Annotated in this window: 17 protein-coding genes; 7 read left to right on the top strand and 10 right to left on the bottom strand. The window is 69.2% G+C overall.

Annotation, left to right across the window (positions count from 1 at the left end; all coding sequences use genetic code 11):
* Window positions 1-35: 35 nt before the first annotated feature.
* Window positions 36-458 (bottom strand): response regulator, encoded by a 423-nt coding sequence (locus tag AB0F72_RS29970; RefSeq protein WP_360437898.1) that lies wholly within the window; start codon window positions 456-458, stop codon window positions 36-38.
* 193 nt (window positions 459-651) lie between these two features.
* Here AB0F72_RS29970 and AB0F72_RS29965 point away from each other — a divergent pair, with 193 nt between their 5' ends.
* Entirely contained in the window at window positions 652-1,200 is a 549-nt protein-coding gene (locus AB0F72_RS29965) for a hypothetical protein (RefSeq protein ID WP_360437895.1), read from the top strand.
* 34 nt (window positions 1,201-1,234) lie between these two features.
* Here AB0F72_RS29965 and AB0F72_RS29960 read toward each other — a convergent pair whose 3' ends face one another.
* The 8 genes from AB0F72_RS29960 to AB0F72_RS29925 all read right to left on the bottom strand — a co-directional run bounded on the left by AB0F72_RS29960 (window position 1,235) and on the right by AB0F72_RS29925 (window position 11,442).
* Window positions 1,235-2,614: an aspartate aminotransferase family protein gene (locus tag AB0F72_RS29960; protein ID WP_360437892.1), complete on the bottom strand. Its 1,380-nt coding sequence runs from the start codon at window positions 2,612-2,614 to the stop codon at window positions 1,235-1,237.
* A gap of 187 nt (window positions 2,615-2,801) precedes the next feature.
* Window positions 2,802-3,653, bottom strand: a complete 852-nt coding sequence (locus tag AB0F72_RS29955; RefSeq protein WP_360437889.1) for an ABC transporter permease — start codon at window positions 3,651-3,653, stop codon at window positions 2,802-2,804.
* Window positions 3,650-4,513, bottom strand: coding sequence for an ABC transporter permease (locus AB0F72_RS29950; RefSeq protein WP_360437886.1), 864 nt, complete (start codon window positions 4,511-4,513; stop codon window positions 3,650-3,652). The genes AB0F72_RS29955 and AB0F72_RS29950 overlap by 4 nt, the downstream gene beginning before the upstream one ends.
* A 2-nt stretch (window positions 4,514-4,515) precedes the next feature.
* Entirely contained in the window at window positions 4,516-5,727 is a 1,212-nt protein-coding gene (locus AB0F72_RS29945; protein WP_360437883.1) for a spermidine/putrescine ABC transporter substrate-binding protein, read from the bottom strand.
* A gap of 44 nt (window positions 5,728-5,771) precedes the next feature.
* Window positions 5,772-6,929 (bottom strand): ABC transporter ATP-binding protein, encoded by a 1,158-nt coding sequence (locus tag AB0F72_RS29940; protein ID WP_360437879.1) that lies wholly within the window; start codon window positions 6,927-6,929, stop codon window positions 5,772-5,774.
* 45 nt (window positions 6,930-6,974) lie between these two features.
* On the bottom strand, window positions 6,975-8,426 hold the full coding sequence (locus AB0F72_RS29935) for a gamma-aminobutyraldehyde dehydrogenase (RefSeq protein WP_360437876.1): 1,452 nt from the start codon (window positions 8,424-8,426) through the stop codon (window positions 6,975-6,977).
* Between the two features lie 180 nt (window positions 8,427-8,606).
* Complete coding sequence (locus tag AB0F72_RS29930) at window positions 8,607-9,941, bottom strand: aspartate aminotransferase family protein (RefSeq protein ID WP_360437873.1); 1,335 nt, start codon at window positions 9,939-9,941, stop codon at window positions 8,607-8,609.
* Between the two features lie 10 nt (window positions 9,942-9,951).
* A complete protein-coding gene (locus AB0F72_RS29925; RefSeq protein ID WP_360437870.1) occupies window positions 9,952-11,442 on the bottom strand; it encodes a CoA-acylating methylmalonate-semialdehyde dehydrogenase in 1,491 nt (496 codons plus the stop codon).
* A gap of 44 nt (window positions 11,443-11,486) precedes the next feature.
* Between AB0F72_RS29925 and AB0F72_RS29920 the strand changes: the two genes are divergently transcribed.
* From AB0F72_RS29920 to AB0F72_RS29910, 3 genes are read left to right on the top strand one after another with little or no spacing between them, the layout of a single operon-like run.
* The gene (locus AB0F72_RS29920) at window positions 11,487-12,833 is read left to right on the top strand and encodes an aminotransferase class I/II-fold pyridoxal phosphate-dependent enzyme (RefSeq protein ID WP_360437867.1); all 1,347 of its coding nucleotides are present in this window, start codon (window positions 11,487-11,489) and stop codon (window positions 12,831-12,833) included.
* Window positions 12,834-12,866: 33 nt separating this feature from the next.
* On the top strand, window positions 12,867-13,445 hold the full coding sequence (locus AB0F72_RS29915) for a Uma2 family endonuclease (RefSeq protein ID WP_360437864.1): 579 nt from the start codon (window positions 12,867-12,869) through the stop codon (window positions 13,443-13,445).
* A gap of 14 nt (window positions 13,446-13,459) precedes the next feature.
* Window positions 13,460-14,050, top strand: a complete 591-nt coding sequence (locus AB0F72_RS29910) for a Uma2 family endonuclease (protein ID WP_360437861.1) — start codon at window positions 13,460-13,462, stop codon at window positions 14,048-14,050.
* A 13-nt stretch (window positions 14,051-14,063) separates the two neighbouring features.
* Here AB0F72_RS29910 and AB0F72_RS29905 read toward each other — a convergent pair whose 3' ends face one another.
* Window positions 14,064-15,677 (bottom strand): serine/threonine-protein kinase, encoded by a 1,614-nt coding sequence (locus tag AB0F72_RS29905; RefSeq protein WP_360437858.1) that lies wholly within the window; start codon window positions 15,675-15,677, stop codon window positions 14,064-14,066.
* Between the two features lie 1,366 nt (window positions 15,678-17,043).
* On the opposite strand from AB0F72_RS29905, the gene AB0F72_RS29900 reads away from it, so the two are divergent.
* The 3 genes from AB0F72_RS29900 (at window position 17,044) to AB0F72_RS29890 (ending at window position 19,761) form a co-directional block, all read left to right on the top strand.
* Window positions 17,044-17,463, top strand: coding sequence for a phage holin family protein (locus AB0F72_RS29900; RefSeq protein ID WP_360437855.1), 420 nt, complete (start codon window positions 17,044-17,046; stop codon window positions 17,461-17,463).
* Window positions 17,460-18,446: a DUF3618 domain-containing protein gene (locus AB0F72_RS29895; protein ID WP_360437852.1), complete on the top strand. Its 987-nt coding sequence runs from the start codon at window positions 17,460-17,462 to the stop codon at window positions 18,444-18,446. The genes AB0F72_RS29900 and AB0F72_RS29895 overlap by 4 nt, the downstream gene beginning before the upstream one ends.
* A 286-nt stretch (window positions 18,447-18,732) precedes the next feature.
* A complete protein-coding gene (locus AB0F72_RS29890; RefSeq protein WP_360437849.1) occupies window positions 18,733-19,761 on the top strand; it encodes an autoinducer 2 ABC transporter substrate-binding protein in 1,029 nt (342 codons plus the stop codon).
* Window positions 19,762-19,763 lie beyond the last annotated feature (2 nt).

Genomic DNA, 19,763 nt, shown 5'->3' with positions numbered 1-19,763 from the left:
CGATCGCAGGCCGTCGAACCGGGTACCCGGTTATTTCACACTGAAACTGGCATTTCGGCTGGGCAGCGGGAGTCGCTGCTGTGGTGGTCGTGCGGGCCGATCGTGAGCAGTTCCCGCACCGTGGCGAGAAGCTGATCGTTCGGGCACGGCTTGAGCAGGATCGCGCAGCACTTCGCGGTGCCGGCCCGGGGGTCGCCCGGGCGCAGGTGGCCGCTGAGAATCGCGATCGGCGTATCGGCTACTTCGGGACGGGAACGGACCTCGGCGATCAGCTCCCAGCCGTCCATCCGGGGCATGCCCAGATCGGTGACGACCACGTCCGGATGGTGCTCCACGATCAGGTCCAGCGCGGCCCGGCCGTCCGCCGCACGCAGCACCGTCATCCCGGCACGCTTGAACACCCTGGTCAGAACCAGCGCGATGTCCTCGTCGTCCTCGGCGATCAGCAATACGGGCATCTCGACTCCATCAAACGGTCCTGACCTCAGCATGCGCCTGCGCCGGACGCGCCGGGCCGCTATACCGGATTTCGCCTCCGCACCGCGATGACGACCCCGCGGAGCCAGCGAAGGAAGCACGGAGACGGCGAAGGAACCCGCGAAGACGGCGCGCGGGGCGCGGGACTGGTGATCATGTGCCACGATCGCGGGCATGCCGTCCATCGCCCGCCGTGCCGTGACCACGCTGCTGCTCGTGTCCGCGCTGCTGGCCGGCTGCTCGGACGACCCGCCGGACTACCGGATCGACGGTGACGTCTGCGATCTGATCGCGGAGAACCAGGTGCAGGCCCGCATCCCGGAGCCGCCGAAGAAAACGTCCGACCCCGCCAACGGGCAGTGCGAGCTGGTCTATGCGAACGGCAGCGTCACGCTGCTGTTCTTCGCCGAGGTGTTCCCGGACGCCGCGGCGGCCACGATCAAATTCGATCAGTTCAAGACCGCCGACGGTACGGTCGAGGAGCTGGACGATCTGGGCGAGGACGCCTATCTGCGGCGCTGGCACGACGACAGCAAGCCGTGGAGCCCGCAGGACCTGACCGTGTACAAGTTCGTGGTCCGCGACGGCGCCCTGGTGCTGTCCTACCACTACTCGGGGTTCGTGACCGAGCCCGCCGGCTGGCCGGCCACCGAGCAGGAGATGCGCGGCATGCTGCGCGGCGACGTCGAAAAGATCATGAAAGAGCTCGCCGGGGACGGATAGCCCCGGCGAGCTCGGGTGCGACAGATGCGGAAGGTCAGAGCAGCTTCTGCGCCTCGACCAGCACGCCGCGGATGATCTGCTCGATCTCGGCGAACTGGGCCTCGGTCGCGGTCAGCGGCGGGGCCAGCTGGATCACCGGGTCGCCCCGGTCGTCGGCGCGGCAGTACAGGCCCGCGTCGAACAGCGCGCTCGACAGGAAGCCGCGCAGCAGCCGCTCCGACTCGTCGGCGTCGAAGGTCTCCTTGGTGGCCTTGTCCTTGACCAGCTCGATGCCGAAGAAGTACCCGTCGCCGCGGACGTCGCCGACGATCGGCAGGTCGAGCAGCTTCTCCAGGTGCGAGCGGAACAGCGGGCTGTTCGCGGTGACGTGCTGGTTGAGGCCCTCACGCTCCATGATGTCCAGGTTGGCGAGCGCGACCGCGGCGCCGACCGGGTGGCCGCCGTAGGTGATGCCGTGCGCGAACCAGTTGGTGCCCTCGAGGAACGGCTCGGCCAGCCGGTCCGACGCGATCATCGCGCCGAGCGGGACGTACCCGGAGGTCAGGCCCTTGGCGATGGTGATGATGTCGGGCTGGTAGCCGTACTTGTCGGCGCCGAAGAACTCGCCGAGGCGGCCGAACGCGCAGATCACCTCGTCCGAGACGAGCAGCACGTCGTAGCGGTCGCAGATCTCGCGGACCCGCTGGAAGTACCCGGGCGGCGGCGGGAAGCAGCCGCCGGCGTTCTGCACCGGCTCCAGGTAGACCGCGGCGACGGTGTCCGGGCCCTCGAACTCGATCGCCTCCGCGATCCGGTCGGCGGCCCAGACGCCGAACTGCTCCGGCGTCATGTTCTCGTCGGGGCGGCGGTAGTAGTTGGTGTTCGGCACCCGCAGCGTGCTCGGCACCAGCGGCTCGAAGTCCTGCTTGAACGGCGGGATGCCGGTGATCGACAGGGCGCCCATCGAGCTGCCGTGGTAGGCGATCGCGCGGGAGACCACCTTGGTCTTCAGCGGCTTGCCGACGCGCTTGAAGTAGGAGCGGGCCAGCTTCCAGGCGCTCTCCACGGCCTCCGAGCCGCCGGTGGTGAAGAAGACCCGGTTCAGGTCGCCGGGGGCCAGGTCGGCGAGGCGGCCGGCCAGCTCGATCGCCTTGGGGTGCGCGTAGGACCAGATCGGGAAGTACGCCAGCTCGGCAGCCTGTTTGGCGGCGGCGTCGGCGAGCTCCTGGCGGCCGTGGCCGGTCTGGACGACGAACAGGGCGGAGAGACCGTCCAGGTAGCGCTTGCCGGTGGCGTCCCAGACATAGCAGCCGTCGCCGCGGGTGATCACCGGTACCGGGGCGTTCTGGTACGCGGAGAGGCGGGTGAAGTGCATCCACAGGTGGTCACGGGCGGTCGCGGAGAGAGCGTCCACGTCGGCTGGTAGGTCTGTCACGTTGTTCTCCTGCACCCCACTAGTTACTACTGTTGCAGGTGATCCTGCCTACGGAATCCGTTGCGCACAAGACCAACGACCACTATTTCCACGCCATTTCGGCAGGATGAGGGCGTAGACCGTACCCAAGCAGGAAGGCGCCACTCGGCACCCGGCCGGATGGCGCCTCGCTGCGCGCGCGAACCGCTCAGATCGTCTGCTTTCGCGGCCGGGAACGGATGCTGGTGATCACGGCGATCAGCACGCCGGTCGCGAAGATGAGCGTGCCCATCACGTTGACCTGCGGCGGAAGCCCGACCCGGGTGGCGCCCCAGATCCACAGCGGGAACGTGACGCTGGTGCCCGCGGTGAAGTTGGAGACCACGAAGTCGTCGACGGAGAGCGCGAACGCGAGCATGAAGCCGGAGAAGACCGCCGGCAGGATGATCGGGAACGTCACCTTCCAGAACGTCGTCCACGCGGTGGCCCCGAGGTCGGCGGCGGCCTCCTCGATCGAGCGGTCCAGGGTGATCACCCGGGCCCGCACCACGGTGGCGACGAACGAGATCGAGAACATCACGTGCGCGATCGTGATCGTGATCGGGCCCAGGCCGATGCCGAGCGAGACGAAGAGCGTCAGCAGCGACGCGCCCATCACCAGCTCGGGCGAGCTCATCGTGGCGAACATGATCAGGTTCATGCTGCCGGAGCCGCGGAACCGGTAGCGGCCCAGCGCGTAACCGATGCCGGTGCCCAGCGCCGACGAGATGATCGAGGCGGCGACCGCGACGACCAGCGAGAGGATCAGCGCCGAGGTGAGGTCGTCGAGGGCGAACAGCTCCCGGTACCACTTCAGCGTGAAGCCCTGCCAGGTCTGGTTGTACCGCCCGCTCGGGTTGTTGAACCCGAACAGGATCATCACGAAGATCGGCAGGACCAGCCAGAGGATGATCAGCCAGGTGTAGGCGTGCATGAACTGCACGCCGCCGAACTTCTTGCGCACCTTGACCGTCCGGGTCGGCGGCGCTTCGAGAACCGGTGCTTCCGGGGCCTGGGTCATCGGGCCGCCACCTTCATGACGTCCTCGGTGCCGAGCGCCCTCGCGTAGGAGAAGACGCCAACCAGCAGCACCGCCATCAGGGTGAAGGAGAGCGCCGAGGCGGTCGGGTAGTTGGAGCTGGACAGGTACTGGCTCTGGATGACCTGCCCGATCATCGTGGTCGACGAGCTGCCCAGCACCTCGGAGTTCACGTAGTCCGAGCTGACCGGGATGAAGGTCATCAGCACGCCGGCGAAGACGCCGGGCAGGGCGAGCGGGAGGATCACCTTGCGGAACGCGGTGATCGGCGTGGCGTACAGGTCCCGCGCCGCCTCGACCACACGCGGGTCGATGCGCTCCAGGGCCACGTAGATCGGCAGCACCATGAAGGGCAGGAAGTTGTAGACCAGGCCGCCGATCACCGCGGCCGAGGTGCCGAGGATGTGGAAGTTCTCCGGGAGGAGCCCCACTTCCTTCAGCGGACGCAGCAGGAAGCCGTCGTCGGTCAGGATCAGCCGCCACGAGATGGTGCGCAGCACGAACGACACGAAGAACGGCAACAGCAGCAGGAAGAGATAGGTCGCCTTCCGCTTGCCACCGTAGAAGGCGATCCAGTACGCGGCCGGGAACGCCAGCACGATCAGGATGATCGTGGCGATGACGCCGTACACCAGCGAGCGGATCAACTGGGTCTGGTAATCAGAGATCGCCTCGACGTAGGTCTGCCAGTGACCCGTGAAGACGTACCCGTTGACGATGTCGCCCTCCTGCAGCGACAGCGACAGCATGGTGGCCATCGGCACCGCGAAGAACATCAGGAGCCACAACCCGCCGGGCAGCACGAGCAGGTAGGGCGCGAGTGTACGTTTGACCCGGCCCATGGTCAGCCCAGCACGATCGGGTCGAAGACCTTGGTGAAGTCCTGCTGCTCCTCGGCGGTGTTGAAGTCGACGTAGTAGTGCAGTCGCGCGTAATCCGACTCGCCGGGGAAGACCAGCTCGCTGTCGGCCACCGAGTTCAGGTACTCCTTGTCCTCGCCGGACGCCGCGGCCGCGTGCTTCTTGATGGCGGCCTGCGCGGCCGGCACCGGGCACACGTAGTTGATGTACTCGGCGAGGGTGGCGGCGTTCTCCACCTCGTAGAAGAAGTCCATCAGCATGATCGCGTCGACCGGGTTGGCCGCGGTGACCGGGATCGTCATGTTGTCGGTCCAGATCGTGCCGCCCTCCTCGGGGATCACGAACTTGAAGTCCGTGCCGTCGGAGACGTTCTTCTGGAAGATGTCACCGGACCAGGCCTGGGTGATCCAGACCTCGCCCTTGCCGAGCGCGTCGACGTAGCTCTGGTCGTAGTACTGCCGGACGATGCCGGCGTCCTTCTGCTCGCGCAGCTTGGCGGCGGCCTTCTTCCACTCGGCCTCGCCCGAGTCGGCCGGCTTGAGCCCGGCCGCGAGCAGCCCGAAGTTGCCGAGCTCCTGCAGGTCGCGGAACATGCCGACCTTGCCCTTGAACGCCGGGTCCCACAGGTCGGCGAGCTTGGTGATCGGCCGGCCGGTCTTCTTCTCGTCGTAGGCGATGCCGGTGATGCCGGACGCCCACGGGATGCTGAAGACGTTGCCCATGTCGTAGGAGGACTGGGAGTACGACTTCGCCGCGTTCGCCACGTAGTTCGGCAGCTTCGAGTGGTCCAGCGGCGCCAGGAAGCCGGCGTCGCGGAACTGGCCGAACTGAATCGAGTTGGTGATCACCATGAGGTCGTAGCCGATCGACTGCCCGGCGGACAGCTGCGGCTGGACCTTGGCGAACCAGGGCCCCATCTCCTGGATGACCTCGTCGTACGAGTTGATCTTGATGCCGGTCTTCGCGGTGAACTTCTTGAGTTCCGGCTTCTTCGGGTCCATGTAGAGCGGCCAGTTCGCGAAATCGAGCGTGCCGTTCTTGACCTTGCCGTCCCAGAACTTGGCGACCGCGTCGGGGGCGACGCTGGCCTGCGGCTTGCCCTGCCCCTCGACGCCACACGCGGCGAGGAAAGCGCCCATCGCCGACATCCCGCCGAGGCGCAGCGCGTCGCGGCGGCCGAACCGCCGCTGCGTCATGCCCCGGAGGACGGAGGGGTCCGGCTTAGTGGTGGGGAACAACTTCAGACTCCGATCGGGTACGAGTGCTGCGGGGCCCAGGTGAGGAAGACGCGCTCGCCGCGCGAGGCGACGTCCTCGGCATCGTGTGCATTCTGATCGAACACCACGAAGTCTGATCCAGTGGTGGCCGCCACTGTGTAGTTCGTCGATGTGCCGTGATAGACGACCTCGGAGACCGTGCCGGAGACGACGCTGAGGCCGGGCGCGTGCGGCGCCGAGCGGTGCAGGTCGATCTTCTCCGGGCGCACCGAGACCTCGATGCTCCGGCCGGCCTGGAAGCTCGCCGGCAGTGGCGCCAGGACCCGCTCCCCCGACCCCAGGTCGATCACCCCGAGGCCGTTCTCGACCCAGCTGACCTGGCCGTCGAGCAGGTTGGAGGTGCCGATGAAACCGGCCACGAACCGGCTCGCCGGGCGCTCGTAGATGGCCCGCGGGTTGCCCAGCTGCTCGATCAGGCCGCCGTTCATGACCGCGATCCGGTCCGACATGGTCAGCGCCTCGCCCTGGTCGTGGGTGACGTAGACGAAGGTGATGCCGACCTCGCGCTGGATCCGCTTGAGCTCCACCTGCATCTGCTGGCGCAGCTTCAGGTCCAGCGCGCCGAGCGGCTCGTCGAGCAGCAGCGCCCGCGGGTGGTTCACCAGCGCCCGGGCCAGCGCCACCCGCTGCTGCTGGCCGCCGGACATCTCCTTGGGCTGCCGCTTCTCCATGCCGGTCAGCGAGACGATCTCGAGGATCTCGCCGACCCGCCGGCGGATCTCGCTCTTCGCCACCTTCTTGCGCTCCAGCCCGAACGCCACGTTCTGCAGCACGTTCAGGTGCGGGAAGAGCGCGTACGACTGGAAGACCATGTTGACGTCGCGCTTGTTCGGCGCGACCCCGGTGACGTCCTGTCCGTCCAGGAACACCTTGCCGGCGGTGGGCTCCTCGAAGCCCGCGATCATCCGCATGGTGGTGGTCTTGCCGCAGCCGGAGGGGCCGAGCAGCGAGAAGAACTCCCCCTGTCCGATCGCCAGGTCCAGGCTCTTGACGGCCGGCACCGCCTCACCGTGCGACAGGTAGTCCTTGCGCACGCCGGCGAACTCGATCGCCGGGTGCCCGGTGCGCTGCCCGTTTCCGGACGGCACACTCGTGGCGTGGTGCGGGGGAGAAGTGGTCATCTATCACCTCAAGCGGGGCGTTTTTTTATTTGCGGTCTTACCGGATCAGCCGTTGAAGCTCATGACGTGCTTGATCCGGGTGTACTCCTCGAAGCCGTACATGGAAAGGTCCTTGCCGTAACCGGAGTGACCGTAGCCGCCGTGCGGCATCTCGGAGACGAACGGCAGGTGCGTGTTGATCCACACCGCGCCGAAGTCGAGCCGACGGGAGACCCGCATCGCCCGGCCGTGGTTCTGGGTCCAGACACTGGCACTGAGACCGAACCGGACGTCGTTGGCCCAGCGGACCGCCTGCTGTTCGTCCGTGAAACTCTGCACCGTGATGACCGGTCCGAAGATCTCGTCCTGGATCATCTCATCCTGCTGCCGCAGTCCGGTCACGACGGTCGGCTCGAGGAAGTACCCACGGTCACCGATCCGGTGGCCGCCGGCCACCACCGCTGCGTGCTCCGGGGCACGGCCCAGGAAACCGGTGACCCGGTCCAGCTGGCTCGCGTTGTTGACCGGCCCGAAGTACGCGTCGGGGTCCGACGGCGCGCCCACCTTCGTGGCCTTCGCCGCGGCCGCGAGCGCGGCGGTGAAGTCGGCGGCGATCCGCTCGTGCACCAGCACCCGGGTCGCCGCCGTGCAGTCCTGCCCGGCGTTGAAGAAGCCGGCGCCGGCGATCGCGGCCGCGGTGGCCTCGATGTCGACGTCGTCGAAGACCACGACCGGCGCCTTGCCGCCGAGCTCGAGGTGCACCTTCTTCAGGTCGGGCGCGGCCGACGCGGCGACCTCCATGCCGGCCCGGGTGGAACCGGTGATCGACACCAGCTGCGGGGTGGGGTGCGCGACGAGCGCGCGGCCGGTGTCCCGATCGCCGCAGACCACGTTGAGCACGCCCGGCGGCAGGAACTCGGCGGCGATCTCGGCGAGCAGCAGCGTGCTCACCGGCGTGGTGTCCGACGGCTTGAGCACCACCGCGTTGCCGGCCGCGATCGCCGGCGCGAACTTCCAGACGGCCATCACCATCGGGTAGTTCCACGGGGCGATCTGGGCGACCACGCCGATCGGCTCACGCCGCACGAACGAGGTGTGGTCGCGCAGGTACTCACCCGCCGACTTGCCCTCCAGGATGCGCGCCGCGCCGGCGAAGAAGCGCAGCTCGTCCAGGATCGGCGCCATCTCCTCCTGGCGGGTCGCCGCGACCGGCTTGCCGGTGTTGCGGCACTCGGCCGCGATAATCTCCTCGGCGCGCGCCTCGACAGCGTCGGCGATCCGCAGCAGCGCCCGCTGCCGCTCGGCGGGCGTGCTGTCCCGCCACACCTCGAAGCCCTCGGCGGCGGAGGCCACCGCCCTCTCGACGTCCAGGCCCGAGGAGACCGGCGCCTGCGCGTAGGCCTCCCCGGTGCTGGGGTCGATGACCGGCGTGGTGATCCCGTCGGCGGTGTCGCGGTAGGACCCGCCGACGAAGTTGCGCAGCACGGTACTCACGAAAGATGGAGCCTTCCGGTTCATGGTGTGCCGGGGATCTCGCCTCCGACTGGCGAGACCATTCCACACCGGTGCGTTGAGGGGCAAGGGAATCCGAAGCAATTTCCAAGCCTGAAACGGAATCAGAACTTTGGCCCCGGTTCAGACGACGTAATCCGGGGTTCAGACGGTGGTATCCGGGGTTCAGGCGGCGGTATCCGGGGTTCAGGCGGTGGTGTAGCCGTCCGCGACGGTCAGCGCCTCATCCAGGATCGCGAGGCCCTCCCGGACCTCGTCCACGCTGGTCGTGCACGGCGGCACCACGTGGATCCGGTTGAAGTGGACGAAGGGCCAGAGTCCCTTCTCCTTGCACGCGGCGGCGACGGCATTCATGGGCGCCGCGTCTTTTCCGCCCGCATTAAACGGGACAAGAGGGGTCTTGTCCTCATTTTTAACGAGCTCCACCGCCCAGAACACGCCCAGACCGCGGACCTCGCCGACACTGGGGTGCTGGGCCGCGATCTTGGAAAGTTCGGGGCCGATCACGTCCTCGCCCAGCATCCGGGCGTGCTCGATGACCCCCTCCTCCTTGAAGATCTCCATGCTCGCCACCGCAGACGCCGCGGCCAGCGGGTGACCGGAGTAGGTCAGGCCGCCGGGGAACGGCCGCTCCCGGAACGTCTCGGCGATCTCGTCCGAGATGATCACGCCGCCGAGCGGCAGGTACCCGGAGTTCACGCCCTTGGCGAACGTGATCAGGTCCGGGGTGACGCCCCACCTGTCGACCGCGAACCACTCGCCGCACCGGCCGAAGCCCGCCATCACCTCGTCGGCGATGAAGACGATGCCGAACTCGTCGCAGATCGCCCGGACGCCGGCCAGGTAGCCGGGCGGCGGCACCAGGATGCCGTTCGTGCCGACCACCGTCTCGATCAGGATCGCGGCGATCGTGCCGGGGCCCTCGAAGACGATCGTGTCGCGGAGATGCTGGAGAGCGCGCTCGGACTCCTGCTGCTCGTTCTCGGAGAAGAACGGCGACCGGTACGGGTACGGGCCCCAGAAGTGCACGACCCCGATCGCGACCGGCTCGTTCGGCCAGCGCCGCGGATCGCCGGTCGCGGTGATCGCGGTCGCGGTCGAGCCGTGGTAGCTGCGGTAGGTGGAGAGCACCTTGTGCCGGCCGGTGTGCAGGCGGGCCATCCGGATCGCGTTCTCGTTGGCCTCGGCGCCGCCGTTGGTGAAGAACACCTTGTTCAGGCCGTCGGGCGCCACCTCGGCGATCATCCGGGCCGCCTCGCCGCGCTTGTCGTTGGCGAAGGCGGGCTGGATCGTGCAGAGCTTCGCGGCCTGTTCTTGAATGGCTTTGATCAACCGCGGGTGCTGATGCCCGATGTTGACGTTGACAAGCTGTGAGGAGAAGTCCAGATATTTCCGGTCATTGTAGTCCCAGAAGTAGCTACCGAGCGCTCCCTTGATCGGCAGCGGGTCGATCAGACCCTGAGCGGACCAGGAGTGGAAGACGTGGGCGCGGTCATCCGCGCGAACCTGCGAGTCACTCACGTGATGATCCTTATCGAGTCTGCGGGAAACCGAGGTCGATCGACGAAGTCCCCGGGTCGGGCCAGCGGGACGTGACGACCTTGCTCCGGGTGAAGAAGTGGATGCCGTCCGGGCCGTACATGTGGGTGTCGCCGAAGAGCGACGCCTTCCAGCCGCCGAACGAGTAGTAGGCGACCGGCACCGGGATCGGCACGTTCACGCCGACCATGCCGGCGTTGACGTCGAACTGGAACTGCCGGGCCGCGCCGCCGTCCCGCGTGAAGATCGCGGTGCCGTTGCCGTACTCGTTGTCGTTGACCAGCTGGACGGCCTCGGCGTAGGTGTCCACCCGGACGACGCTCAGCACCGGGCCGAAGATCTCGTCGGTGTAGACCGTCATCTCCGGGGTCACGTTGTCGAGCAGGGTCGCGCCGAGGAAGAAGCCCTTCTCCGGGAGATTCCCGGAGTTGCGGCCGTCGGCCACGACGGTGGCGCCCTGTTCCTCGCCCGCCGCGACGTAGCCGGCGACCTTGTCCCGGTGCTGCGCGCTGATCAGCGGGCCCATGTCCGAGTCCGCGTCAGCCCCGTCGCCGATGCGCACCTTGGGGATCCGGGCCGCGATCGCCTCGACCAGCGGGTCCGCGATGTCACCCACGGCCACCACCACCGAGATCGCCATGCACCGCTCACCGGCCGCGCCGTACCCCGCGCTGATCGCCGCGTCCGCCGCCGCGTCCAGCTCGGCGTCCGGCAGCACGATCATGTGGTTCTTCGCGCCGCCGAGGGCCTGCACGCGCTTGCCCTGCGCGGTGCCGGTCTCGTAGATGTACTTCGCGATCGGGGTGGAGCCGACGAAGCTGACCGCTGCGACGTCCGGGTTCACCAGGATCGCGTCGACCGCCTCCTTGTCGCCGTGCACGACGTTGAAGACGCCGTCCGGCAGGCCGGCCTCCTTCCACAGCCGGGCCAGGAAGAGCGCCGCGGACGGGTCCTTCTCGCTCGGCTTGAGCACGAACGCGTTGCCGGCGGCGATCGCGGTGGCGCACATCCAGAGCGGCACCATCGCCGGGAAGTTGAACGGGGTGATGCCGGCGACCACGCCGAGCGGCTGGCGGATCGAGTACACGTCCACGCCGGTCGCGGCCTGCTCCGAGAAGCTGCCCTTCATCAGGTTCGGGATGCCGGTCGCGAACTCGACGTTCTCCAGGCCGCGGGCGATCTCCCCGGCGGCGTCGGCGAGGACCTTGCCGTGCTCGCGCGTCACGATCTGCGCCAGTTCGCCGGATTTCTCCGCCAGCAGCTCCCGGAAGCGGAACAGCACCGCGCTGCGCTTGGACAACGACGCCGCGCGCCAATCCCTGGCGGCCGCCTTGGCCACCGCGACGGCGGCGTCCACCTCGTGGGCGCTGGCGAGATCCACCGTGGCGATCTGCTCGCCGGTAGCGGGGTTGAAGACCGGGCCGACCCGTCCGGACTCGCCCTGGTGCGGGCTGCCGGAGATCCAGTGCGCAATGTGACTCATGGGCCAGAGATTATGTGACGACCCTGGACCGAACAATGCTTGAAATGTACTGTCACAAAGTGCTCAACGCGGTGATGGAACGTCTTCTCGAGCTCAGCGCCCGCGGCCTCGCCGAAGCGGTCAGCCGAGCCGTCGGCGACGGCGCCCTCGCCCCCGGCGTCAAACTCCCGCCGGTCCGCACGGTCGCCGCCGAGCTGCACCTCTCCCCCAGCACGGTCAGCGCGGCCTGGCAGCTGCTGCGCCGCGCCGGCACCATCCGGACGGACGGCAGGCGCGGCACGGTCGTCGCCACGGCCGGCACCGGCGGGCCCGGCCGCTACCGCGCGGCGCTGCGCGGCACCTCCGGGTTCGGCCTCGACCTCTCCACCGGGGTGCCCGATCCGGCGCTGCTGCCGCCGATCCCGGCCCTGCACGGGCTCTCCCCCGCGCCGACCAGCTATCTCGACGAGCCGGTGCTGCCGGAACTGGGAGCGCTGCTACGGGAGCGGTGGCCGTACCCTCCGGATCGTCTTGCCATCTTCGACGGCGCGATGGACGCCGTCGACCAGGTCGCCTCCGCCCTGCTGCGCCTCGGTGACCTCGCGGTGGTGGAGAACCCGTGCTTCCCGCCCCTGCTGGACCTCCTCGAGGTGCTCGGCGTGCCGGTGATCGGCGTCGGCACCGACGCGTGCGGCATGCTTCCGGACCAGCTCGGCGCGGCCCTCGCCCGCCGCCCGGCCGCCGTCTTCCTGCAACCGCGCGCCCTCAACCCCACCGGCGCGTCGTGGTCACCCGCGCGGGCCGGCGCGCTCGCCGCGGTCCTCGCCGACCACCCCCAGGTGTACGTCGTGGAGGACGACTCAGCGGGAGACCTGGCCTCCGGGCCGCTCTGCTCCCTCGGCGAGCACCTGCCCCGCCAGGTCGTCCACGTGCGCAGCTTCTCCAAGTCACACGGCCCGGACCTGCGGCTCGCGGCGGTCAGCGGCCCGGCCACGATCCTCGACCCGATCCTGGAACGCCGGCTGCTCGGCCAGGGCTGGACCAGCCGCCTGCTGCAGCACCTGCTGCTCTCCCTGCTCACCGACCCGGCCTCGGTCCGGGCGGTCCGCGCCGCCCGCGACGAGTACGCCCGCCGACGCCGCCTGATCACCTCCGGTCTGGCCGCGCACGGCCTCACGCTCCCGCCCGGCGAGGGCCTGAACATCTGGCTGCCGGTCCAGGACGAACAGGCCGCGCTGCTGAGCCTCGCCAGCGCGGGAATCGGCGCGGCGGCGGGCACGGCTTTCGCGGTCGGCCCCGGCGCGGAGCCCCACCTGAGGGTGACGGTCGGCCTGGTCGCGGCGGGCCACGAGGAGGTGTCCGCCCAGCTGGCGCGCGCCGCGCACGCCGCCACCCCGGGAATCCCCCGTTGACTCACGCCATCTAGTCGTGGGACGGTCGTGGGCATGAGCGCAGGCGACCTCTTGGACCGGATCCTGAACCACCCAGGCTCGTGGACTGAGGAAGACTACTTCGCGCTCGGAGTGACCGCTTTCCGGATCGAGCTCTTCACAGGGGGTCTTCTCGTGTCGCCCGCACCGGCTCCGCCACACCAGGACATCTCGCATCGCCTCGCCGCCGCCGTGCTGCCGGACGCGCGCAGCGCCGGCCTGCGCGCCCGTCAGGCGGTCGCGGTGCGCCTGGCCGAGAACCGAGTGGTGATCCCCGACTTCGTCGTCTCCCGGGGCGCTCGCGTCACCACCGTGGTGGAGGCCGCGGATGTCGTCCTGCTCGGCGAGATCAACTCGCGAGGGACCGGCCCCGCCGGTCAAGCCCTGAGAGAGCACTACTTCGCCGCGGCAGAGGTCGAGTTCTTCCTCGTGGTCGAACCGGATCCGGCGAGCTTCGAGTCACTGCGCCTGCGGTTGCTGAGGCTCGAACGCGAGGCCTACGTGGAGCACGCCGTCGCCGAGCACGGCGAGACCCTGACCGCTGACGAACCCTTCCCGCTCTCCATCAGCACCACCGAGCTGCTCGACTTCTAGAGAGGCCAACCAGCATGAGCGCGTGCGACACTCTCCCCATGGGCATGGACATGCTCCCCCACACCCCGGGCACCTGGACCGAGGAAGAGTTCTTCGCGCTCGACGAGACCACCGAACGCGTCGAACTCCACGAGGGGAGGCTCCTCGTGAGCCCCAGCCCCGTCGGCCCGCATCAGGACGTCAGTCTCAGCCTCGCCGTCGCACTGCTACCTGCGGCCAGGGCCCGGAAACTCTGGGTCAGGCTGGATATAGATGTCCGCATCGCACCCGGCACGATCATGCGCCCCGACCTGATCATCGCCGACGGCCCCCGGGTCGCCACGGTGACCGCCGCGTCGGACGTCCTTCTGATCTGCGAGATCACCTCCCCCGGCAACGCATCGAACGACCGCGTGCTGAAAATGGAGCTCTATGCCTCCGCGAAGATCAAGTGGTACCTGCTGATCGAGCCGGACATGACCGACTACGAGTTCCTCACGGCGCGCCTGCTCCGGCTGGACGGTGACCGGTACGTCGAGCATTCGGTGACCGAGTACGGCGAGGAGCTGGTGCTGGAGGAACCCTTCCCCATCGCCATCGACACCGGTCGCCTCTTCGGCATCTGACTCACTTCGCCGGTCATTTCGCCGGGACGAAGCTGTCGAAGACCAGCTGCAGGTCCTTGCGTGCCCCGTCCCACTCCGAGTCCCTGGTCTCCCAGTAGAAGCCGTACGCCTTGTCGTCCGCCACGACCGTGCCCCGGTTGTTGACGTGCACCCGCGTCCCGCTCCGGCTGAACGTGAACTCCCAGTCCGCCGCCTTGCGGAAGTACTTCACCGACTCGATCTTGATCTCGTCGTAGTTCGGGAAGTCGCCGCGCGACACCCGGTACTCCGACTGGCTCTGCCAGTCCTTCACCGGGTTCGACTTCGGCTGGTCGGTCTGGTCGATGCCGAGAACCCGGCCGTCCCCGCGGAAGTACACCATCGTCCCGCGTTCCGACCTCTTCCAGCCCTCCGGGACGTACACCGAGAATCCCGTCGAATCCGTGTAGTTCTTCCAGCCCGCGGGCAGCTGCGGACGCCCACCCGCCGCGCTGCTCGCCGCCGCCGACGGTGAGGGGGACGCTTTACTGGGCGTCGGCGCAGACGTCGCGGTGGTCGCAGCCGGCGGATTCGCGGCCGGCGCACTCGCCGCGGTCGTGGTCGTGGTGGTCGGCAGCGGCTCCTGCTGCGCCGCGTTCTCCCCGTCCGGCCGGGTCAGCACGAACGCCAGCCCGGCCAGCACCACCAGCACGACACCGGCAAACGCCGCCAGCATCCGCGGACGGCGCGGCCGCGCGTCATCCGGAACCTCACCGGGCAGGGGCGCGGTGCGCTGAGCGGGTATGCGCGAGGCCGTCGCCGGTCGCTCCTCCCCCTCATCGGGTACGGGTAGAGCGCCCGTCTCCTCCGCTGTCGCCCGGATGAGCCGCTCGGCCTCCTCGATCCCGATCCGCTGCTTCGGATCCTTGCGGAGCAACCCGTCGAGCACCGGCCGCAGCGGACCCGCATGCGCCGGCGGCTCCGGCTCCTCGGTGGCGAGCGCGGTCAGCGTGGCCATCGTCGACGACCGCTCGTACGGCGAGTGGCCCTCCACCGCCGCGTACAGCGTCGCGCCCAGCGACCACAGGTCGGCCTCCGGACCGCTGACACCGAGCCGGGCGCGTTCCGGCGCCATGAATTGCGGCGAACCCACCACCACGTCGGACCGGCTGATCACCGAGTCGTCGTCCATGGCCGCGATGCCGAAGTCGGTCAGCAGCACCCGCCCGTCGTCGGCGAGCAGCACGTTCGCCGGCTTCACGTCCCGGTGCTCCACGCCGTTGCGGTGCGCGGCCCGCAGCGCCCCGAGCAGTTCCAGCCCGATCCGCGCGGCCCGTCCCGGATCCAGCGGGCCGTCCTCGCTGATCACCTGCTTCAGCGAGCGGGACGGCACGTACTCCATGACGATCCAGGTGCGGCCGTCCAGCTGCAGAACGTCGTACACCTGCACCACGGCCGGATGGCTGAGCCGGGCCGCCGCGCGCGCCTCCCGCAGGGTCCGCCGCGCAGCGGCGCCGCCCTCTTCACCGGGCGGCTGGTCGATCTCCTTGATCGCGACATCGCGTTCCAGCGTCTCGTCGCGGGCCAGGCGCACCGCGCCCATACCGCCACGACCCAGCAATTCGCCCAGCCGGTACCGTCCGGCAAGGATCGTCGGCGCATCGGGCATAGGTTCCGTCTTACCCTTTCCGCGAGCGTCCCCAACGTAGGCCGCCCCGGCCCGCGTGTCGCGGGCCATCCATGGCCCCGCCCGCCCAGACCGTCCCCGGCCCGCTAGTTCCACCGGGCATCGTGCCCGCTTCCGCCCGTTCCCGGCTGTCCCGGCCGTTCCCGCCCTGTACCCGGCTGCTCCCGCCCTGTTCACGCCTGTTTCCGCCTCAGCGGTCCTGCCCGCTTACGCGGCTGCGCATTCCCGCCCAGTGCACATCCCGCTCGCGCTCGGCCCGGTTACGGCTGATCGCCCGCTCGGCACCGACCCGAGATCGTCACCACCGGCGCGGGCTGATTCTTTCCGAACCGGTTTCCTGGATCGTCACCGGACTCTCAGCGGCAGCCGCCCCCGCACACAGCCGGTTTGGCATCCTAGGATTCTAGGTTGCTGCCCTGCTGCGTTGCTCATTCTGCCGTCCGCCCCGTCCAAGCCCAAACCGCCCCGCCCAGCTGGGCCGCCGGTGTCGCCCTTGCCGGTCTCGCGAACCCTGAGCGCCAGCTGGTCCGGCTGGTCCCGCGGTCCGGTTGATCCCGCTTGCCCGGCTGGTCTCGCGGGTCTGCCTTGTCCCTCTGGCCACGCCGGTCCCGCCGGTCTGCCTCGTCCCTCTGGCCACGCCCGTCCCGCCGTCCCGCCGGTCCCGCCGGTCCCGCCGGTCCCTCTGGCCACGCCCGTCCCGCCGGTCCCGCTGGTCCCGCTGGCACTCCGCGCGGCAGCTCGAAATCCCGCGCCCGACCGCGCCGGCTGATCGCGGAACTCCTCTACCTGCCGAGACGCGGGAGATCCGCTGGATCACGACTCGAAACCCGCCCCCCGGCATGGCCCGATACTGCTGCGTGTCACGGTGAATCCCGGCGACGGTGCTGCGCTATGGGGTCCGCGTGATTCTGTGGGGCCTGGAGCGTCCGCGGATTACCGAAAAGCGCGACGTTTACCTCGGACCCCAGCACGCAGGGTGACAACACGGGGCGACCTGGCCCTAATCTTCTCTCGGGCGTCCGTTTTGTGAACACTCAGCGCCAGCCGGCATCAACATCTCCACGATCCACGAACCCCGAAGCCGCCGAACACTCCACCGGACCGTTTCGCGGCACCAGCGAACGTTCCACCATCCGGACGTGGTCCCCGACCAGCTGACCCACCCGCCCCGCCGACCGCTCAGACGCCGTGCGATGCCAGGTCAACCACAGCCTAGGCGTCCTAGGAATCTAGGTTGAAACTCGACCCGCCATAAGCGCCGCAGCGCTCCGACCAGGGACGGGGCGATTAGTCGGGATTCGCAGGGGTACGTCAACTGCCGGGAGAAACGTGCAGGACGGAGGGGACGATGACCCACACAGACGCACGAACCGAACAGGCGTCTACCGCTGAACTGGTCAGCCGGCTCAGCGAACAGGTGACCACGCTGGTCCGGGACGAGCTGGCACTCGCCCGCATCGAGATGGTCGAGAAGGGCAAGAAAGCCGGCAAGGGCGCGGGACTGCTCGGCGGGGCCGGGGTGATCGCGACGTACGGCCTCGGTGCCCTGTTCGTCACCATCGGCGCCGCGCTCGCCCTGGTCATGCCGGTGTGGGCGGCCGCCCTGATCGTGACGGTGGTGCTGTTCGCCGGAGCCGGGATCGCCGCGCTCATCGGGAAGAAAGAGGTGCAGCAGGCCGTGCCGCCCGCGCCCGAGCAGGCGATGGAGAGCGGTCGCCGGGATGTCGACGCGCTGATGACCGCGGCCCGTCACGGGAGGCACTCATGACCGACGACAAGCCCGGTTCGCGACAGCACAGTCCGGGTACGCCGACGCCCACGCACGGCGCGTCGGCCAACCCGCCCGCCGCGAGCGGCAAGCCGTCGCCGCGGCCGGCGGGGTCGGGGAGCGTGAACGCTACGGCGCGCCCGGCGCAGGGGCGGAACGCGAAGCAGCACAGTTCCAAGCCGGGCGGGCCCAAGCCGGCGCCGCCGCCTAATCAGAATCGGACCGGGCCGGGGCCGGCCAAGCCAGCCCGCGGAGAGGCCCCACCGGGCACCGGCCGCAAGCCGGCGCCGTCGGCCACCAGCACAACTGCCAAGGGTACGGCCATCATCGGCTCGACTGACAAACCCGGACCGGACGCCGACGAGACGACCAAGCCGGCCCCGCCGACCGCCGCAGCGACTGCCACGCCGACACCATCGAGCGCCGCGCCGGCACCGTCGGCCACCGGGGCGACCGCGAAGCCTGAGCCCGCGGCCGGGGCTGCCAAGGGCGGAACGCCGGCGTCGGCGACCACGACCGGGAAGCCCGCGGAACCCGCCAAGATCGGGACGACCGGATCCACTCCGCTCCCGGAAGCGGCGGACAGCAAGGCGGACGGCAACGCGGACGGCAAGGCGGACAGCAACGCGGACAGCAAGCGGGACCCGGCCGAAGACTCCCCCACATCAGCTTCTGGCGACGAGGGGGACGCTTCCCGCCGTACCCGGGAATTGAAGGAAGAGATCGCACGGACCCGGACCGAGATGAGTGAGACCGCCGCGGCCCTGGCCGCGAAGGCGGACGTGCCCGGCCGGGTACGCCAGGGGGCCGCCGAGACCAGCACGCACGTGGCCGAGGGCGTCGCCGAGGCGGCCGAGCAGGCGCGGGCGGCGATCGGATCGGTTCCGCGGCGGGTCGGTGCGGAACCGCAACGGTACGCTCTCCTCGGTGCCGCGGTCGCTGCCGCGGCAGCCGGTGTGGTGCTGATCCGGAAGGCACGCTGAGCCGCAACGTCTCGTGAGCCCCAGCCGAAGCAAGACCGGCTGGGGCTCAGTGCTGCCCGGGACGAGGCGCGCTGCGGGGCGCGGGCCACCGCGGCCCCGCCCGGCCGCCGGGGGCGGAACCCCATTCTTTGAAACGTCTCACCGATCCTCCGAGCTCGGCTCATCACGGGCGCATCACAGGTTCCAAGCGCATCCGCACTCAACTCTTGACCCAGCTCTAACAGGATCGTAACGTGAGTCACACCCCAGCTAGAACGTTTCAAGAATGTCCTTCATTGGAGGCGTCATGCGTCCTCGGTTCACTGCCGCCGTCGCGCTCACCGCGACTGCCGCACTGGCTCTCACCGGGTGCACCAAAAAGAACGACGACACTGCCGCCAGCGGCGACGCGAGTGGCGACAAGACATACAAGGTGGCCTTCGTCCCGAAGCTTCAGGGTGTCCCCTACTTCGAGGCGATGAACGCCGGCGGCAAGGAAGCGGCCGCCGCGCTCGGCAACGTCGAGTGGCTCTACCAGGGTCCGACCCAGGCGGACGCGGCCGCGCAGGCCGACATCGTCCGCTCCTACATCCAGCAGAAGGTCGACGCGCTGATCGTCGCCCCGAACGACCCGGACAGCATGGCGCCGCTGCTGCAGCAGGCCAAGGACGCCGGCATCCACGTGGCGACCGCCGACACCGACGCGCCGAGCAGCGTGCGCGAGGTGTTCGTGAACCAGGCGACCGCCGAGGGCATCGGCCAGGGCCTCACCGACTCGCTGCTGACCGCGATGGGCGGCAAGGGCAAGTACGCGATCGTCTCCTGCGGCCAGACCGCCGAGAACCTGAACTCCTGGATCGAGGTGCAGAAGGCGTACACGAAGGAGAAGTACCCGGAGGCCGAGATCGTCGACATCGTCTACGCCGGTGAGGACCAGGCGAAGGCGACGCAGATGGCGACCGACCTGATGAACGCGCACCCGGACCTGACCGGCCTGGTCGGCGAGTGCACCTCGTCCGCGCCGGGTGTGGCGCAGGCGGTCAAGGACGCCGGCAAGATCGGCAAGGTCTTCACTGTCGGCCTCGGCACGCCGCAGGCGATGAAGCCGTACCTGACCGACAAGTCGTCGACCGCCGCGATCCTCTGGGACGTGGAAAACCTGGGTTACCTGACCGCGTGGGCCGGCGCCCAGATCGCGCAGGGCAAGCCGCTCGCGGCGACGAACAACGTCTCCAGCGAGCTTTCCGCGGTGACCTACGACGAGGCGAGCAAGATGCTGCTGCTGGGCCCCGCCCTCGAGATCACCGACAAGAACGTCGACCAGTTCAACTACTGAGC

The sequence above is a fragment of the Actinoplanes sp. NPDC023936 genome (assembly GCF_040639325.1).
In the GTDB taxonomy this organism is placed as follows: domain Bacteria; phylum Actinomycetota; class Actinomycetes; order Mycobacteriales; family Micromonosporaceae; genus Actinoplanes.
The sequence above is the reverse complement of the archived record's forward strand: the minus strand, read 5'-3'. Positions and strand labels throughout refer to the sequence as shown.

Coding starts and splice junctions, on each gene's coding strand:
- AB0F72_RS29935 (WP_360437876.1), bottom strand. CDS start 8,426: ATGAACCGGAAGGCTCCATCTTTCGTGAGTACCGTGCTGCGCAACTTC.
- AB0F72_RS29890 (WP_360437849.1), top strand. CDS start 18,733: ATGCGTCCTCGGTTCACTGCCGCCGTCGCGCTCACCGCGACTGCCGCA.
- AB0F72_RS29970 (WP_360437898.1), bottom strand. CDS start 458: ATGCCCGTATTGCTGATCGCCGAGGACGACGAGGACATCGCGCTGGTT.
- AB0F72_RS29925 (WP_360437870.1), bottom strand. CDS start 11,442: ATGAGTCACATTGCGCACTGGATCTCCGGCAGCCCGCACCAGGGCGAG.
- AB0F72_RS29955 (WP_360437889.1), bottom strand. CDS start 3,653: ATGACCCAGGCCCCGGAAGCACCGGTTCTCGAAGCGCCGCCGACCCGG.
- AB0F72_RS29910 (WP_360437861.1), top strand. CDS start 13,460: ATGAGCGCGTGCGACACTCTCCCCATGGGCATGGACATGCTCCCCCAC.
- AB0F72_RS29895 (WP_360437852.1), top strand. CDS start 17,460: ATGACCGACGACAAGCCCGGTTCGCGACAGCACAGTCCGGGTACGCCG.
- AB0F72_RS29920 (WP_360437867.1), top strand. CDS start 11,487: ATGTACTGTCACAAAGTGCTCAACGCGGTGATGGAACGTCTTCTCGAG.
- AB0F72_RS29940 (WP_360437879.1), bottom strand. CDS start 6,929: ATGACCACTTCTCCCCCGCACCACGCCACGAGTGTGCCGTCCGGAAAC.
- AB0F72_RS29905 (WP_360437858.1), bottom strand. CDS start 15,677: ATGCCCGATGCGCCGACGATCCTTGCCGGACGGTACCGGCTGGGCGAA.
- AB0F72_RS29965 (WP_360437895.1), top strand. CDS start 652: ATGCCGTCCATCGCCCGCCGTGCCGTGACCACGCTGCTGCTCGTGTCC.
- AB0F72_RS29915 (WP_360437864.1), top strand. CDS start 12,867: ATGAGCGCAGGCGACCTCTTGGACCGGATCCTGAACCACCCAGGCTCG.
- AB0F72_RS29950 (WP_360437886.1), bottom strand. CDS start 4,513: ATGGGCCGGGTCAAACGTACACTCGCGCCCTACCTGCTCGTGCTGCCC.
- AB0F72_RS29945 (WP_360437883.1), bottom strand. CDS start 5,727: ATGACGCAGCGGCGGTTCGGCCGCCGCGACGCGCTGCGCCTCGGCGGG.
- AB0F72_RS29900 (WP_360437855.1), top strand. CDS start 17,044: ATGACCCACACAGACGCACGAACCGAACAGGCGTCTACCGCTGAACTG.